Genomic DNA, 14,737 nt, shown 5'->3' with positions numbered 1-14,737 from the left:
CATGAGCGAACCAGCAGCAACCACGGGTAAACCCGCAGCGGACGAGAGAACCGTCAAACGCGCTGTCTGGGCTTCGGCCATGGGCAACGCGACCGAGTGGTACGACTACGGCGTCTTCACCTCGGGTGCGATCGCGACCAGCATCGGCACGCTGTTCTTCCCCGGGGAAGGCAACGCGGTCCTCAAGTCGCTGGCACTGCTCGCGGTCGGGTTCATCGTGCGGCCGTTCGGCGGGGCGTTCTTCGGCCCGCTCGGCGACAAGCTCGGCCGCAAGCGGGTCCTCGCCATCACGATCCTGCTGATGTCCGGCTGCACGTTCCTGGTCGGCGTGCTGCCGACGTACTCCGGCGGCTACAGCATGGGCATCGCGGCGCCGATCGCGATCCTGCTGCTCCGGATCATCCAGGGCTTCTCGACCGGCGGTGAGTACGGCGGAGCGGCGACGTTCATCGCCGAGTACTCGCCCACCAAACGCCGTGGCTTCTTCGGCAGCTTCCTCGAACTCGGCACGCTGGCCGGCTACGTGCTCGGCAACCTCGTCGTGCTGTCGGTGACGTTGTCCCTGTCGGCCGACCAGGTCGACGCCTGGGGCTGGCGGATCCCGTTCTTCGTCGCGCTGCCGCTCGGCCTGATCGGGCTCTACCTGCGGAACAAGCTCGAGGACACCCCCGAGTTCCGCCGGATGGAGGCCGCGGGCGAGGCCCCGAAGAAGGCGCCGCTCAAGGAGATCTTCGTCCGCAACTGGCGGATGATCCTCAACCTGATCGGCATCGTGCTGCTGCTGAACGTCGCGGACTACCTGCTGCTGACCACGATGCCGACGTACTTCACGGACACGCTGAAGATCAACGACAACACGTCGACCCTGATCATCATCGCCGTCGAAGTCATCCAGATGGCGATCATCATCCCGCTCGGCGCGCTGTCCGACCGGATCGGGCGAAAGCCCCTGCTGCTCACCGCGGCCATCGGGTTCCTGGTGCTGAGCTGGCCGAGTTTGAAGCTGATGCAGTCCGGCAGCATCTTCTGGCTCTTCGTCGGCTTCCTCATCGTGGCGCTGCTGCTGGTGCTGATGCTGGCGGTGATCGGCTCGACGTTCCCGGCGATGTTCCCGACGCGGGTGCGCTACGGCTCCTTCGCGATCGGCTACAACATCTCGACGTCGCTGTTCGGTGGTACGTGCGGGGTCATCGTGACGGCGCTGATCAAGAGCACCGGAAACGAAGACTGGCCGGCGTACTACCTGATGGCGGCGGCGCTGATCGCGATCATCCCGATCATCAAGATCCCGGAGACGTCGCAGGTGCCGATGGAACAGATCGACACCGAGGACAGCGGCGGAAAACTGGCCTCCACGGCTGCTCAGCGCTGAGCAGCCGTCGGACAGACGCGTGCCCCGCCCGGATCACCGGGCGGGGCACACGTGCGTCAGGGGGTCAGTTCGCTTCGCTCCGAGGAGTGAAGCGCTTGCGGGACCAAGCGGCGAGCGAGCCCGCGACCACGACAGCGATTCCGGTTTCGACGATGAGCGCGGCGAGCACCATGTGCTTCCTCCTCGGTTTCTCGGGCCGGCGGCGAAGCGTCCGGCTGAGCAGTTGTCCGGCGTCCGATCGGAACACCACAGGGCATATCGCCACGAGGGGCACGCGTATTTCGTCAGAAACCCACGTCGAAACGGTGATCTGCACCACGTGTCTTGACCTGCGGAAACGTCAGCGGGAGGTGGCGACCGGCGGGTCCGGGACCGTCTCCGTGAGTTGCGGGGAGGACCGGCTGGTGGTCGGTGCCGACCGCTGCGTCGGACGGCCCGCCGACGGCGCCTGCGGAGCCCTCGTGGCCCGGGAGGGCACGCGGTCCGGCTCGGCCGACGGCGGCGCGATCGACGTCGCCGGGACCTCCACGGGCGGCGACGGTGCGGGGGAGCTGGTGCCGATCGTGGACAGTCCCGGCCCGGCGGGCTGCACCGGCTCCGGCGGTCCGGCGCGGTGACCGGCCAGGAAACCGGCCACCGCCAGGACGACCGCCGTCGCGGCCGAGGTGCTCGCCACGGCGAGGCGCTTGCGCCGTCGCCGGACCCGGCCACCGCGCTCGATCACATCGGCGGCTTCGAGGCGCATCGGCGGCTGCGCGCCACCGGCCGCGCCGGTCAGGTACGCGCGGACGTCGTCTTCGGGGTCCATGTTCGTCACCTCCCCTCCGTGTTCGCGCTGAAGGTCAGCGCGTAGTGCGGGCCGAGCCGGTTGCGCAGCGTCGCCAGGCCCCGTGAGGCCTGGCTCTTCACCGTGCCGGTGCTGCAGCCGAGCGCCTTCGCCGTCTCCTCGACGCTCAGGTCCTCGAAGTACCGCAGCACCAGCACGGCGCGCTGCTTCGGAGCCAGTACGGCCAGAGCTTGCCGGACGAGGGCGTCCTGGTCGCTCGCGGCCGGTTCCGCCGGGAGCTCCGGCGGGGTGTCGGTGAGCCGCTCCCGCTTCCACCTGCTGCGCCGGTGCTCGGCGAGGAACGTGCGCAGCACGACCTTCCGGGCGTAGGCGTCCAAGGCGTCGTGGCGCGACAGCCTCGGCCAGGCGAGGTACAGCTTGAGCATCGCGGCCTGCGTGATGTCCTCGGCCTGGTGCCAGTCCCCGCAGAGCAGGAAGGCGGTCGAGCGCAGGCTGTGCGCGCGCTCGCCGAAGTACCGGGCGAACTCGCCGTCCCACGGCGAGCCCGGCCCGGTCGACGGACGGGAGCGGGAGATCACCTGGCTACCGGGCCACCCCGATGGCCGGCAGGTGCAGGTCACCGGTCGGGCCGGCCGGCACGGCACGCGGAACGCGCGGCGCCGGACCGGTGCGCGGTGCGCGGGTCTCGCGCGGCGCGGGGACGGCGGACGGCGCCTGCTGCGGCCGCTGGCTGGCCGTCGGCGCCGGGGCCAGGGTCGGCTCGTTCGGGCGGGTCGTCGCCGACGGGGCCGGCGGCTGCGCGTCCGAAGCCAGCGCGATGCCACCGGACAGGGCACCACCGGCGAGCACGAGCGCGCCGAGGGTCAGGGCGATGCGGATACGCAAGACAGCTCCTCTTCTCGCGGACGCGACCGGGATCGCCGCGCCTCTGCCCGTAGTCATGCGGCGGGTGGTCATCGGGGTTGCATCGGCTTTTCGGGAAAACGGAGCCACACGGAAAACACGAACGGCCGGAAAGTCCGCGATGGACTTCCCGGCCGCCCGGTCCTCCTCAGTGGCTTCAGCCGGCGAGGGCCGACAGCTTCTGCCAGCTCGCCCAGTCGTAGGTCCAGTCGCTGTAGTCGCCGTCCTTGGCGGTCAGCGTCTGCGTGCTGCCGGTGATCTCCACCGGGTCACCGGTGAGCACGCCGTCGTAGTACTCCTTCGCCCGCGCCGGCGAGAGGTTCAGGCAGCCGTGCGAGACGTTCTTCTTGCCCTGCGCCCAGACCGACGCCGCCAGGCCGTGGATGAACTCGCCGTTGTTGGAGATCCGGACCGCCCACGGCACCACGACGTTCTCGTAGTGGTACTTCGGGTTGCTCATCGCGTACGTGGCCTGCTTGCCCATCACGACGTGCACGCCGCTGTGCGTCACGCGGCCCGGGTCGGAGTCGAGGCCGTAGCTCACCGGGTAGTCGGCGATCTGCTGGCCGTCGCGGATCACCTGCATCGTGTGCTGCGTGGTGTTGCCCTTGACGATCTGCGAGCGGCCGATCGCGAAGCTTGCCGACACGTCCTGCTTGCCGTACACGCCGTCGCCGATCTTGACGCCGTAGATCTTGGCGTTGACCTTCACCTGCGTGCCGGGCTTGAAGTACTCCTTCGGCCGCCAGTGCACCGTGGTGTCGCCGTTCAGCCAGGCCCACGAGCCCTCGGCCTTCGGCGTCGTCTCGACCGAAAGCGCCTTCTCGACGGAGGCCTTGTCGGTGACGCGGCTCGGGAAGGTCAGCGCGATCGGCATCGCGATGCCGTACGTCTGGCCGTCACCGACGTTCAGGCTCGCCGACAGCTGGCGCCGCGGCTTGACGGTGGTGAACGCGCCCCCGATGGCGACGTTCTTGCCGTCCGCGCCCTGCGCCTGCCCGGCCCAGGTGTAGGTCTTGCCGTAGCCGAGCTGCTCGGTGGTGCTCCAGCTCTTCTTGTCCGCCGACGCCTGGCCCTGGACCTGCTTGCCCTCCGGGTTGGTCAGCGTGACCGACACGATGGTGCCGTCGGCGACCTGGACACCCACCGGTTCGCCCGGCGCCACGTCCTGCGCGCCGCCCGCCGGCGTCACCGTCAGCTTCGCGGGCTGTGCGCTCGGCGCGGGAGAAGCCGTCGGGCCCCCGCCCGAAGTGCCGCTCGCCGAGACCGTCGGTTCGCTGCTGCACGCCCCCAGCGCGAGCACCGCGACCAAGCCCAGTACCACTGCCGCGCCCCGGCGCCGCGTGGAAGTCCTCACCGTCACACCCATTCCCCTTTGCCCCATTTGGTGCCTCCCCTCTTCGAGACGCCTCGCGGACCATCGACGTTGAGCAAGAGTCACGTGACGAAGGTCACAATGATCGCTGCGGGCTTTCACTGAGGGGGCACGGGCGACTCCGAGCCGTATCCGGTGATCACGGTGTCGCTGTGCTGCGCCAGACTAGCCGGTGGGTCCGACAGAACCGGGTGGGAGCCCTACGACGTTCCGGTGACCTTGGTGCGCAGAGCCGGTTTTCGCCTCGATCACGGGGTTCAACTTTGGCCAGATCCCGGTAGTCTGCTCTCAGGCCGTCGTTTTGCGTGTTCGTGGCTTCACACTCGCGGAACTTCTGACGCGAGCCATGGAGCCGACCCGCTCTTGACTCGTCTCGTTGGAACCGCCCGGGACGGTCGGGGTGCCGCTTCGGTGGCATTCGAAGCGGATCTGTGTAACGAGGAGTACAGCGGTGGCGCAAGGCACTGTGAAGTGGTTCAACGCGGAGAAGGGCTTCGGCTTCATCGCGCAGGACGGCGGCGAAGGCGACGTTTTCGTTCACTACTCGGAGATCGAGGGCCGCGGCTTCCGCACTCTCGAGGAGAACCAGCGAGTGGAGTTCGAGGTCGGCCAGGGTCAGAAGGGTCCGCAGGCCCAGAAGGTCCGCGCGATCTGACAACCAGGCCCTCTGCGTTTCTCAAGGCCTGAGCGAAGGGCCCCCGGCGATTTCGGTCGCCGGGGGCCCTTTCTCATGGGATCTGGCCGGTTCAGCGCCGTCCGAGGGCCGGCGCTTCGAAGGCGTCGGCGGGGAAGTGGAACTCGTCGGTGAGGTCGGTGAGGTCACCGGTCTGCTGGCGCTGGTCCTGCAGCGAGGCCGCCTGGCCTTCCCAGTTGAGCCGCTCGAGGATCCACTCCTGAGCGAGCGCCTGGGGCGAGATGTCCCGCTCGGCGGCGATGTCCTTCAGCTGCTGGTTGGCGATGAGGCTCATCCGGAGCTGGATGACCTGCGCCTCGCCGAAGCGCTTGCCGGTCCCGGTGCTCTCGTTGTCGGCATCGGGCGCCAGCGCGGCGAGGTAGGAGGTGAGTTCCTTGTCCTCGACGACACCGTCGTCCGCAGGCTTCGCGGCACCACGATGGCGCCCGGAGGACGCGGCTTTGAGGTTCGTGCGGCTGCTCAAGCGGCCAAGGGAGGGAAGAGGCACGCCAGCCACGATAACGGTTAGGTCTCGCCCCGCAAACCACTGTGAGCCACGACACGCCCTTGAATTTCCCCAAACAGAGCAACCATCCCCCAATCAGCGCAATGCGCTGGAGTGAGTTTTAACGGAGGGCAATGTCGTAATAACCGAGCGAATCGATCAAGAACAGTGCGCGACAAATTCTCGGACGACGGGATAAGGGCACGACTCGGTGGGGCGCGCGGGCTGAGGGCTCACCTACGCGCTTCCGGGCGGGTCCGGCGGGGTGGGTGCGATGGCCGGGAGGGGTTGCGCGGGAGATCGAGGCGGCTGGGCGGGTGGGGCGGCCGGCCCGGGGCGTTGCCCGGAACGGGGCTCGGGAAGGTGGGGCCGGGAGGGCGGGCAGCGTGGGGTGGGGGGCCTGGCCGGGCGGGCGAGCTGGCTCGTTCAGTGGAGGAGGGGCTGGCCGACGGGCGAGTTGGCTCGTTCAGTGGAGGGAGGGGCTGGTCGGGCGGAGTGCCTACGCGGGCGAGCTGGCTTGTTCAGCGTGGGAGGGACTGGCCGGACGGGGTGCCCCCACGGGTGAGCCAGCTTGTTGCGCGGCCGGCGGGCTCAATGGGGCGATGGCCGACGGCGGGCGCTTGAGGGAAAGCGACTGGGGTGGGCTGTGCGAGCCGGGGCGGGGCTGTGGAGGGCGGCCAGAGAGCCGCGGCCGACGCGGGTGAGGTGGAGCGACGAGCAGACCGCCGGCGACCGCGGCCAGCACGAGAACCCTGGCTGACCGCATGCGCCCAGAGGGGCGATGGTCGAGACGGGGCGGCCGGGGGTGCGAACAAGGGCCGCTCGGGAGGCTGAAGCGGGATGGGACGGCGGGAGTCAGCAGGGCTGCGCGGCTGTGTCGAACCGGACTGGGTTGTGCGGGGGTGAGTAGAGCTGCGCGGGTGGACGGAAGCGAGATGGGGTGGCTGGGACCGCCAGGGCTGCGCGGGTGGACGGAAGCGAGATGGGGTGGCTGGGACCGCCAGGGCTGCGCGGGTGGACGGAAGCGAGATGGGGTGGCTGGGACCGCCAGGGCTGCGCGGGTGGAACGGAACCGAGATGGGGCGGCGGGGCGAGCAGGGCCGCGCGGAAGGCAGAAGCGAGATGGGGCCGCGGAGGCCAGAAGGGCTGCGCGGGAGAGCCGAACCGGGACGGGTCGGCTGGGAGTGAGAAGGGCCGCGCGGAAGGGTCAGCTCAGCAGGACGGCCTTACCGACACGGGTAGGCCACAAGAGCGGGAGCGACCGGCAGAGACGCCCGGGAAGAGCCCAACCGAGCAAACCCACTCAACCGAACCCCATCGCCAAGCGTCTACAGGGGCAGCCCAACGGAGGGGCTGCAACCAACGGACGTGGACCCAACTGAGCCAGGGCGCCCAGCGCCCGAGGCGCCCACCCCACCAAGCCGAACCGAAGGCACCGTGGGGGCTCCGGGGGCTCGGCCCCCGGGCAATACGCCGGAATGAATGGGCCGTAGCGCAGGGCGAAGCCCGAGCAGGCCCAGAAATGGAGGACCCCCGCGCCAGGGGGAGGAACGCGGGGGTCGGAGGGGATCTCCACAGGCGCTGACCGGGGGTGTGTCAGCACCTCGATTGTTGCACGACTTGGTGGGGAGGGCGAGTGGAGAGCGGGATTTTTCCGCGTGTGGTGTCACTTCGTGGTGGGTGACGTTCGTTCGGGTGGTGCTCTTCTCCTGCCTTGCCGATTGCGCTGCGTTGAGCGGAGCGTGGTCTCAGGTTCACTCTCCGGGGGGCTGTGTGTGGCGGCCGGCGCTGGTTAGCCTCGCGGCCAAGCTGTTGTGAGCCGTGTGGAGGAGCTATGAGCGGGTCTGTTGAAGTGCGGCAGTTCCTCCTTCGGTACGAAGGTGCCGATGGGGGGAGTGCTCCGTTCGCCGGTGCGTTGCCGGCGCAGCGCAGTGGGGCCGGGGATGCGCAGCGGGTGTCGGACGATCAGGTTCGGCGGGCTCGGCTGGCGGTCGCGGCCGGGGCGTTGGGGGTGGATGACTGTGTTCAGCTGCTGGAGATGCTGGGGTTGAACCTGGACGACGACGGGCAGGCGCCGGTTCAGCGGTGAGCCGGTGGGTCCGGTGTTGGTGCCGGACCCTTCCCGTGATGTTCTTGCAGGTCGGTTGTCTTTCTGGGGAGTAATTGGCTGGTCTTCGCCGGTTCTTTGACGCAGGTTTCGTAACAGTGTTACGTTTGTCGGGTCGAAAGGGAACGAACATGACGACGGCGAACCGGATCCGGTCGGTGGTGCAGGTGCTCGGGGGGAAGTTCATGACTTCGCTGGAGCTGGCGGCGGTCGAGGCCGAGGTCGGGCTGCCGCCTCGGTCGCTCTACCTCCGGGGGCGGTCGGCGGTGCTCGGGGACGTGCCGCCGAAGGTGGCCGCGGAGCTGTTCGGGATCTTCCCGCACTGGCTGTTCGACTTCGTCCTGCCGGCGGCGACGGCGGCCATCGATGCCCCCGGCGCCGTCCGTGCCTACTCCGAGTCGTCGGCTCGGTGGTCGCGCGCCACCCTTTCGGCCGTATCGGAACCCGGACGCCTGGGCGAGCTGCTGTTCCGCGTGGTCGACGCCGCCGACGCGAGCGGGCTGGCGCTGTTCGCCGGCTGGAAGCACGCCAAGCGGCCCGAAGGTGACGTCGAACGCCTCGGCTTCGCGCTGATGGTCTTCCGCGAGCTGCGCGGCGGCCTGCACTTCGCCGCGCTGCGGGCCCTGGGCGTGACGGTGCCCGAGGCGGTCGTCGCCGACCCCGAGGGCGGGCGCGCGCGGCTGCTGCGCACCGCGTGGCCGGAGGACGCGGCCGACGCGCTCGTCGCCGCGGCGGAGCGCAAGCCGGACCTCCGTGAGCGCTGGCTCGAGGCCGAAGCGATCACGGACGAGCGGATCGACGAACTCCTGGCGTCCGCGCTGTCCGAGGGGGAGCGGAGCGAGCTCGAGCGCCGGCTGGCGGAACTCGCGGCGTTTGCGCAGGTCCCGGCTTCGCTGGAGGCTTAAGGAACCCCCTGTGCAAAGCGGTGGCGGCGTGCCCTATGCTTGTAATCGCTCCCAGGGGGACCTGAGAGCGCGGTCGGTCGGTCACCCGAAACCGACCGGGCTCCCATCGTTCAGTGGCCTAGGACTCCGCCCTTTCAAGGCGGCAACGCGGGTTCGAATCCCGTTGGGAGTACGCAGTACAGTAGTAACGCAAGGCCCTGTGGCGCAGTTGGTTAGCGCGTCGCCCTGTCACGGCGAAGGTCGCGGGTTCGAGTCCCGTCAGGGTCGCAAGATCGTTCGGCTCCTTGCCGGCGTTCCCGGCCAGGTAGCTCAGTTGGTACGAGCGTCCGCCTGAAAAGCGGAAGGTCGCCGGTTCGACCCCGGCCCTGGCCACCGTTCGAAGAAGCCGTCTTGACTCTGGTCAAGGCGGCTTTCTTGTGTTCGGGGCCAGTCCGGCGGGTGCCGCCGCTGACCGTCGTCAAGCGCTGAACGGGACGACCACGATCTGGTCGGCGTCCTCGTAGATGATCCTCCCGGGCGCCTGGTGCGAGACCAGCTTGTCGCACCGGACGCCGTGGGCGTCGAGGATTTCGAGGTAGCCGGCAGCGCGAGCGACGAGCGCTTCAGCCGACTCCTTGAATCACGCGGTCGCGCCCGGGTTGACCGAGTGGTCGAAGACGGCCTGCCTTGCTCAGGTTGTTGTTCAAGCCGAGGAAGCCGGGGTGGCGCCCATCGGCGTCGGGCTCGGCGCTCTGGAACCTGACGTAGGCCATGCGGCATTCCTATCGAGGCACCCGGCGTGATGGCGCACGGGGTTGTCCACGGCGGCGGAGCAACCTGCGCGCTAACCTGGGAGCCTTGTTGCGCGCAACGAGCGTCCTCGGCGGCCGCGAGCCGGCCGGGGAACAACCTGGTGCGTGGGGAATTGTCCTCACGTGGAGGCAAGTGCAGGAGTCGGCGGCGACCCGCGCGCCGGTTTGTGCCGGTGCTGGGCTCGGCAGGGCGGAGACCCGGGTGGTTCCGGGGTCGGCCCTGCCGGACCGTTCCTGGGCGGCGATCCCCATTACGTTCGACGAGGGGATCGTTCTGCCCTAAACTCGGGCCGTCGGGGGGAAACGATTCCATGCTCGTCGTCGTGCAGCTGCCGCTGGTCGATCTCCGGTTGCTGGCTGCATTTCCCACCGGGCGGCTGGCTTCTCCGCATTGGCCGGATCCGGTCAGCGATGACGAGTTCGTGCGCGACGCCGGCCCGATCCGGGATCGGCGGCGCGGGGGCATTTCCGACTGGTCCGGGGAAAGGGCCTTCTGCGACGCGAAGAACTTCGTCCGGTTCGTCGACGCCGAACCGCCGGCGCTGCGGGACGGCACGCGGATCACCCCCGTGTTCCGCCGGCTCTACTCCTCCGGTGTCTCCGCCCGGCTCGACTTCGGGTTCGACGTCGACGATCGCCGCCGGGCGCGGCTGACCGAGGACATGCTGCGGGACATCGCGCGGGACTGCCTCGCGGTCAAGGTGCGCACGGCTCCCGCCGGGGCCGGCCGGCCGCTGGGCGACAGTGGGAAAGCCCTGGCCAGGCGGTTCCTCGAAGTGTCGACGGCCAAGTCCTTCGGGACCGCGGCGCCGGGCGACCTGGTGGCCGGCGGCCTCCCCGCGGTGCTGGCCGAACCCGCCGCGCACCTGTTCGGCGACCTGAGCAGCCGGCGCTTCGACAGCACCTCCGTCAACGGCTACCAGGTGGAGTCCGGTGCGAAGATCGTCCCCGTCTGGTCGGTGGTCACCGGCGTCGTCGCGGACCGGGCGCGAGCCCGGCAGATCCGCGGGAACCTCTGGCGGCTGCACGCCGAGCGGGAATCGCTGCGCGGGGTCATCCGGGCCTGGAACAGCGCGCCGGAAATCTTCTCGGAAGAAAAGCTGAAGAGCTTCCTCGCCGCCCAGCTGAAAATCCTCGTTCCGAAGGAACGGGGCGGGTTCGACCAGTCGTCCGCGCTCGCCTTCGCCGGAAACTGCGAAGAACTGGCCTCCCCGGCCGTTCTGCGCGGCCTGCGCTCGGAACTGCTGGGGCAGAGCAAAGGCATCCTCAAAAGCCTGGACCTGCTGATCGAGCGAACCGCGCGGCTGCCGGAAAGCACGATCAGGAACCACATCCGGATCACCTACGTGGACAAGAGGGACATGAGCAGCAACGACAAGTACGAGATCAGCGCCCCGGTGTCGAACAGCGTGATCGGCCGGGACAACAAGGTCGAAGGCAACACCTGGACGGTCGGCGGGAAGGAAGACGCACTCCGCGAACTCGCCGAGGCGATCGAGCTGATGAAACCCCGGCTCGACGCGGACGAGGCCGCCGAACTCGACGAAGCGCACGCGGTGATCGCCGACGGCAAGAGCGAGCCGGGCCTGCTCAAGAAGGCCGCCAAGAAGATCCTCGGTGTGGCCACTTTCGCGGGCGAGGTCGGCGCTCCGGTGGTCGAGGCGGTGCGGAAGGTGCTGGCCGCACTCGGACTCGCGTAGTTAGGCCGAACGAGTGAACCGCTGAGAGCCGTGTCCGGACGCGGCAGCCGGCACCGACCACCCGGCGAAGGCAGCCCGACCGGGGCCGCCGCCCGAACCGGGGAGACGACATGCGCTACCTCCTGACCCTCCACATGAACCCGACGCTGTGGGCCACCCTCACCGACGACCAGAAGAACGGCGTCTACGAAGGACACGGCGAGTTCATCAAGCTCGTCACCGAATCCGGCGAGATGGTCGAGACCAAAGCGCTCGCCGAAGCGGCCGAGAGCAAGACCGTCACCGTCGAGGACGGCGTCGCGCACACCGCGGACGGCGGGTTCGTCGCGTCCGAAGCTTTCCTCTGCGGCTACTACGTCGTCGACGTCGAGAGCGAAGCCCGCGCGATCGAGCTGGCCGCGAAGATCCCCGACGCCCGGTACACCGCCGTCGAGGTGCGGAAGGTCGTGCACGAGGGTTGACCTCGATCAAGGTCGAGGGTGCACGCTGGGCCCATGACCGAGGAATGGGGCATCGACGCCGTCGATCTCGACGCCTACCTGGCGCGCACCGGGCAACAGCGCCGCCCGCCGTCCGAAGCGGCGCTGCGGGACCTCATGCGGGCGCACGTCGGCGCGATCCCGTTCGAGAACGTCGACGTCGTTCTCGGGCAGCACCAAGGGATTTCGCTCGACGTCGTGAGCGCCAAGCTCGTCGGGCGGCGGCGGGGCGGCTACTGCTACGAACAGAGTGGCCTCTTCGCCGCCGTCCTCGAGCGGCTCGGCTACACCGTGCACCGGCTTTCCGCGCGCGTCCAGCCGCGCCGGCCCGGGCCGTACACGCACATGACGCTCGTCGTCGAGGCCGACGGCCGCCGCTTCCTCGCCGACGTCGGGTTCGGGGCCGGGATCCTCGACCCGATCCCGCTCGTGGACGGCGTCGAAGTCGACCAAGCCGGCTGGCCCCAGCGTCTTCAGCACCGGGACGGCTGGTGGACGTTGCAGAAGGACGGTGAGGACATCCTCGAGTTCCGGCTCAACGGGATGCACCCCATCGACTACGAGGTCTACCACCACTACACCTCGACGCACCCGAAGTCGCCGTTCACCGGCCGGCTCGTGATCATGACGCTCGAACCGGGCGTCAGCCGGCAGCTCCTCGGCCGCGAACTCACCGTCGAAAAACCCGGTGGCCACCGCGAAACCACTACCATCGCGCCCGACGAGCTCGACGCGACCCTCAAGGACCTCGGCATCGAGCTGACCGCGGACGAGCTCGCGCGGCTCAAAACCCGTTACTGACCGAAAAGTTCGGCGGCCGCGACCGGGCGGCCGAGGTGGTAGCCCTGCGCCTGGTCGCACCCCAGCGACCGGAGCAGGTCCACCTGCTCGGCGGATTCGACGCCCTCGGCGATCACCGTCAGGTCGACAGCGTGGGCCATCGCGATGATGCTCGTGACGATCGCCGCCGCGTCGCGGGATTCGGCGATCCCGGTGATGAACGAGCGGTCGATCTTGAGCGTGTCCAGCGTCAGCCGCCGCAGCTGGGCGAGCGACGAATAGCCGGTGCCGAAGTCGTCGATCGCCAGCAGGACACCCAATGACCGCAACGATGCCAGCACTTCCGCGGCCGCCTGCTGATCGCGCATCAACGCGCTTTCGGTGACCTCCAGGCACAGCGCGGCGGCCGGGAGCCCGGTGCTCGCCAGCGCGTCCTGGACCGCGGGCACCAGGTGCGGGTCGTCGAGCTGGCGGGCCGACAGGTTCACCTTCAGCGTCAGGTCCAGGCCGCGGCCGCGCCGCGTGGCGAGTTCGCGGGTCGTCGCGCGCAGCATCGCCTTGCCGATCACGTTGATCAGGTCGCTCTCCTCGGCGAGCGGGATGAACTCCGCGGGCGGGATCGCGCCCTGGCGCGGGTGCGTCCAGCGCAGCAGCGCCTCGACCGCGACCATCTCGCCGGTCCGCAGGTCGACGACCGGCTGGTAGGCGGGCCAGAGCTGGCCGTCGTGGACCGCGTCGCGCAGGTCCTGCTCCATCCGCAGCCGCCGCTGCATGCGCTCGCGCAGGCCGACGTCGAAGAAGTGGTGCCGGCCGCGCCCGAGCGTCTTCGCCTGGTACATCGCGACGTCCGCGTCGCGCAGCAGGTCTTCGGCGCTGCGGCCGTCGGCGGCGCCGACGAGGACGACGCCGATGCTGGCGTCGAGGTGGAGCTGCCTGCCGAGCACGCCGATCGGCTCGGCCAGCGCGGCCCGCAGGTGCTCGGCCAGCGCGCGGACTTCGACGGCTTCGGTGACTTCGCCGGTGACGACGACGAACTCGTCGCCGCCGAGCCTGCCGACCAGGTCCTCGCGCCCCGAGCTGCGGCGCAGGCGCTCGCCGACGATCCGCAGCACCTGGTCGCCGACCGGGTGCCCGAGCGAGTCGTTGATGACCTTGAACTTGTCCAGGTCGAGGAACAGCACCGTGAGCGGGCCGCGCCCGCGGACGTCGAGCCGGTCGAGCACCAGCGTCCGGTTGGCCAGCCGCGTCAGCGGGTCGTGGGTGGCGTCGTGGGCCAGCCGCGCGCCGATCGCGCGGGTCTCGGTGATGTCGGTGAACGTCGTGACCACGGCCCGCGCCGCCGGGTCGTCCGGGTCGAGCAGCCGCGAGGTCAGCGACACCCAGACGTCCCGTCCGTCCGGCCGGCGCAGGCGCACGACCAGGCCGTTGTGCGTGACGCCGGTCCGCCGGGACTGCACCGACGGCGTCTCGTCCGGCGGGATCCAGTGCCCGGCCTCGGTGAACAGCACCAGCGTGTGGCACGGCACGCCGACCAGGTCGGGTTCGGGGACGCCGATGATCCGGCACGCGGCCGGGTTCGCCGCCTCGATCAGCCCGGTCGGGCCCATCACCAGCACGCCTTCGTCGAGCGAAGCGACGACCGTGCGGTAGTTCTGCTCGGCCCGCCGCCGCGCGGTTTCATCGGCGCAGACGAGCACGTAGCCGTCGTTCATCTCAGCAGCCGAAACGCGGACGGCGAGGGGAGCGCCGTCGCGCCGCCGGTGCACCGCCTCGGCGACCCCGCCGCCGCGGCGGATGGCCACCAGGTCCAGCGGCGCGCCGACCAGCTCGCTCGCGCGGCGCCCGACGGCCTCGGCCGCGGTCCAGCCGTACACCGCCTCGGCGGCCGGGTTCCAGCTGGTCACGACGCCTTCGCCGGTGGTCGCGATCAAGGCGTCGCTGACGTGCGACACGAGCGCGGCCTGGTAGCGGAGGGCGTCCGCGGCCGCCTTCTTCGCCGTGATGTCCCGCATGACGACCTGGTACGCGGCGGCGCCCCGCAGGCGCACGACGACGGTCTCGACGGCGAACTTGCTCCCGTCGAGCCGGGACATCAGCGCCTCGACCGGCTCGCTCGCCTGGCCCGGCTCGGTCAGCCGCGCGAGCTTCCCGGCCAGCTCGGCCTGGGAATCCTCGGCGACGAAATCGGCGAACCGGCGCCCGACGACTTCGGCGGGGCCGCGCGCGGCGAACGTGTCGAGTGCGGCCCGGTTGGCGAAGGTGAGGACGCCGTGCTCGTGGACGCAGATCGCGTCCGGACTCAGCTCGACCAGCTCGGTGAGCGAGTCAGCCTCCATGAGCGTCCGTCCCCCGTGCTTCGC

Annotated in this window: 14 protein-coding genes and 3 tRNA genes; 10 read left to right on the top strand and 7 right to left on the bottom strand. The window is 69.9% G+C overall.

The genetic code is table 11. The annotated features are described in order from the left end of the window. The first annotated feature begins 79 nt into the window (after window positions 1-79). Window positions 80-1,372 (top strand): MFS transporter, encoded by a 1,293-nt coding sequence (locus MUY14_RS34750; RefSeq protein WP_247015587.1) that lies wholly within the window; start codon window positions 80-82, stop codon window positions 1,370-1,372. 64 nt (window positions 1,373-1,436) lie between these two features. Here MUY14_RS34750 and MUY14_RS34745 read toward each other — a convergent pair whose 3' ends face one another. The 5 genes from MUY14_RS34745 to MUY14_RS34725 all read right to left on the bottom strand — a co-directional run bounded on the left by MUY14_RS34745 (window position 1,437) and on the right by MUY14_RS34725 (window position 4,431). Next, window positions 1,437-1,691: a hypothetical protein gene (locus MUY14_RS34745; protein ID WP_247015585.1), complete on the bottom strand. Its 255-nt coding sequence runs from the start codon at window positions 1,689-1,691 to the stop codon at window positions 1,437-1,439. Window positions 1,692-1,712: 21 nt separating this feature from the next. After that, the gene (locus MUY14_RS34740; RefSeq protein WP_247015583.1) at window positions 1,713-2,180 is read right to left on the bottom strand and encodes a hypothetical protein; all 468 of its coding nucleotides are present in this window, start codon (window positions 2,178-2,180) and stop codon (window positions 1,713-1,715) included. 5 nt (window positions 2,181-2,185) lie between these two features. Further along, window positions 2,186-2,737, bottom strand: a complete 552-nt coding sequence (locus tag MUY14_RS34735; RefSeq protein ID WP_247015581.1) for a SigE family RNA polymerase sigma factor — start codon at window positions 2,735-2,737, stop codon at window positions 2,186-2,188. Window positions 2,738-2,741: 4 nt separating this feature from the next. Continuing rightward, entirely contained in the window at window positions 2,742-3,044 is a 303-nt protein-coding gene (locus MUY14_RS34730) for a hypothetical protein (RefSeq protein WP_247015579.1), read from the bottom strand. Window positions 3,045-3,219: 175 nt separating this feature from the next. Further along, window positions 3,220-4,431: an Ig-like domain-containing protein gene (locus tag MUY14_RS34725; protein ID WP_247015577.1), complete on the bottom strand. Its 1,212-nt coding sequence runs from the start codon at window positions 4,429-4,431 to the stop codon at window positions 3,220-3,222. Between the two features lie 457 nt (window positions 4,432-4,888). Between MUY14_RS34725 and MUY14_RS34720 the strand changes: the two genes are divergently transcribed. Further along, the gene (locus MUY14_RS34720; RefSeq protein ID WP_003097368.1) at window positions 4,889-5,092 is read left to right on the top strand and encodes a cold-shock protein; all 204 of its coding nucleotides are present in this window, start codon (window positions 4,889-4,891) and stop codon (window positions 5,090-5,092) included. A gap of 91 nt (window positions 5,093-5,183) precedes the next feature. On the opposite strand, the gene MUY14_RS34715 is transcribed toward MUY14_RS34720, so the two are convergent. Beyond that, entirely contained in the window at window positions 5,184-5,618 is a 435-nt protein-coding gene (locus tag MUY14_RS34715) for a hypothetical protein (RefSeq protein ID WP_247015575.1), read from the bottom strand. Between the two features lie 1,831 nt (window positions 5,619-7,449). Between MUY14_RS34715 and MUY14_RS34710 the strand changes: the two genes are divergently transcribed. The 8 genes from MUY14_RS34710 (at window position 7,450) to MUY14_RS34675 (ending at window position 12,398) form a co-directional block, all read left to right on the top strand. After that, window positions 7,450-7,704: a hypothetical protein gene (locus MUY14_RS34710; protein WP_247015573.1), complete on the top strand. Its 255-nt coding sequence runs from the start codon at window positions 7,450-7,452 to the stop codon at window positions 7,702-7,704. 149 nt (window positions 7,705-7,853) lie between these two features. After that, on the top strand, window positions 7,854-8,627 hold the full coding sequence (locus MUY14_RS34705; RefSeq protein ID WP_247015571.1) for an SCO6745 family protein: 774 nt from the start codon (window positions 7,854-7,856) through the stop codon (window positions 8,625-8,627). A gap of 99 nt (window positions 8,628-8,726) precedes the next feature. Next, window positions 8,727-8,799 (top strand) — tRNA-Glu (locus MUY14_RS34700). A gap of 21 nt (window positions 8,800-8,820) precedes the next feature. Further along, window positions 8,821-8,894 (top strand) — tRNA-Asp (locus tag MUY14_RS34695). A gap of 31 nt (window positions 8,895-8,925) precedes the next feature. Next, window positions 8,926-8,999 (top strand) — tRNA-Phe (locus tag MUY14_RS34690). A gap of 730 nt (window positions 9,000-9,729) precedes the next feature. Beyond that, complete coding sequence (locus MUY14_RS34685) at window positions 9,730-11,118, top strand: hypothetical protein (protein ID WP_247015569.1); 1,389 nt, start codon at window positions 9,730-9,732, stop codon at window positions 11,116-11,118. A gap of 110 nt (window positions 11,119-11,228) precedes the next feature. Next, on the top strand, window positions 11,229-11,579 hold the full coding sequence (locus MUY14_RS34680) for a YciI family protein (protein WP_247015567.1): 351 nt from the start codon (window positions 11,229-11,231) through the stop codon (window positions 11,577-11,579). Between the two features lie 33 nt (window positions 11,580-11,612). After that, window positions 11,613-12,398 carry an arylamine N-acetyltransferase gene (locus MUY14_RS34675; RefSeq protein ID WP_247015565.1) on the top strand — a complete coding sequence of 262 codons (786 nt, stop codon included), beginning with the start codon at window positions 11,613-11,615 and terminating at the stop codon, window positions 12,396-12,398. Here MUY14_RS34675 and MUY14_RS34670 read toward each other — a convergent pair. Next, a complete protein-coding gene (locus MUY14_RS34670; protein ID WP_247015564.1) occupies window positions 12,392-14,713 on the bottom strand; it encodes an EAL domain-containing protein in 2,322 nt (773 codons plus the stop codon). The genes MUY14_RS34675 and MUY14_RS34670 overlap by 7 nt on opposite strands. Window positions 14,714-14,737 lie beyond the last annotated feature (24 nt).

It is taken from the genome of Amycolatopsis sp. FBCC-B4732, from assembly GCF_023008405.1.
GTDB lineage: Bacteria > Actinomycetota > Actinomycetes > Mycobacteriales > Pseudonocardiaceae > Amycolatopsis > Amycolatopsis pretoriensis_A.
The sequence above is the reverse complement of the archived record's forward strand: the minus strand, read 5'-3'. Positions and strand labels throughout refer to the sequence as shown.

Bases quoted from the DNA above. Each gene is read 5' to 3' on its own strand.
- MUY14_RS34750 (WP_247015587.1), top strand. From the start codon at position 80: ATGGGCAACGCGACCGAGTGGTACGACTACGGCGTCTTCACCTCGGGT.
- MUY14_RS34740 (WP_247015583.1), bottom strand. From the start codon at position 2,180: ATGGACCCCGAAGACGACGTCCGCGCGTACCTGACCGGCGCGGCCGGT.
- MUY14_RS34725 (WP_247015577.1), bottom strand. From the start codon at position 4,431: ATGGGTGTGACGGTGAGGACTTCCACGCGGCGCCGGGGCGCGGCAGTG.
- MUY14_RS34710 (WP_247015573.1), top strand. From the start codon at position 7,450: ATGAGCGGGTCTGTTGAAGTGCGGCAGTTCCTCCTTCGGTACGAAGGT.
- MUY14_RS34705 (WP_247015571.1), top strand. From the start codon at position 7,854: ATGACGACGGCGAACCGGATCCGGTCGGTGGTGCAGGTGCTCGGGGGG.
- MUY14_RS34685 (WP_247015569.1), top strand. From the start codon at position 9,730: ATGCTCGTCGTCGTGCAGCTGCCGCTGGTCGATCTCCGGTTGCTGGCT.
- MUY14_RS34680 (WP_247015567.1), top strand. From the start codon at position 11,229: ATGCGCTACCTCCTGACCCTCCACATGAACCCGACGCTGTGGGCCACC.
- MUY14_RS34675 (WP_247015565.1), top strand. From the start codon at position 11,613: ATGACCGAGGAATGGGGCATCGACGCCGTCGATCTCGACGCCTACCTG.
- MUY14_RS34670 (WP_247015564.1), bottom strand. From the start codon at position 14,713: ATGGAGGCTGACTCGCTCACCGAGCTGGTCGAGCTGAGTCCGGACGCG.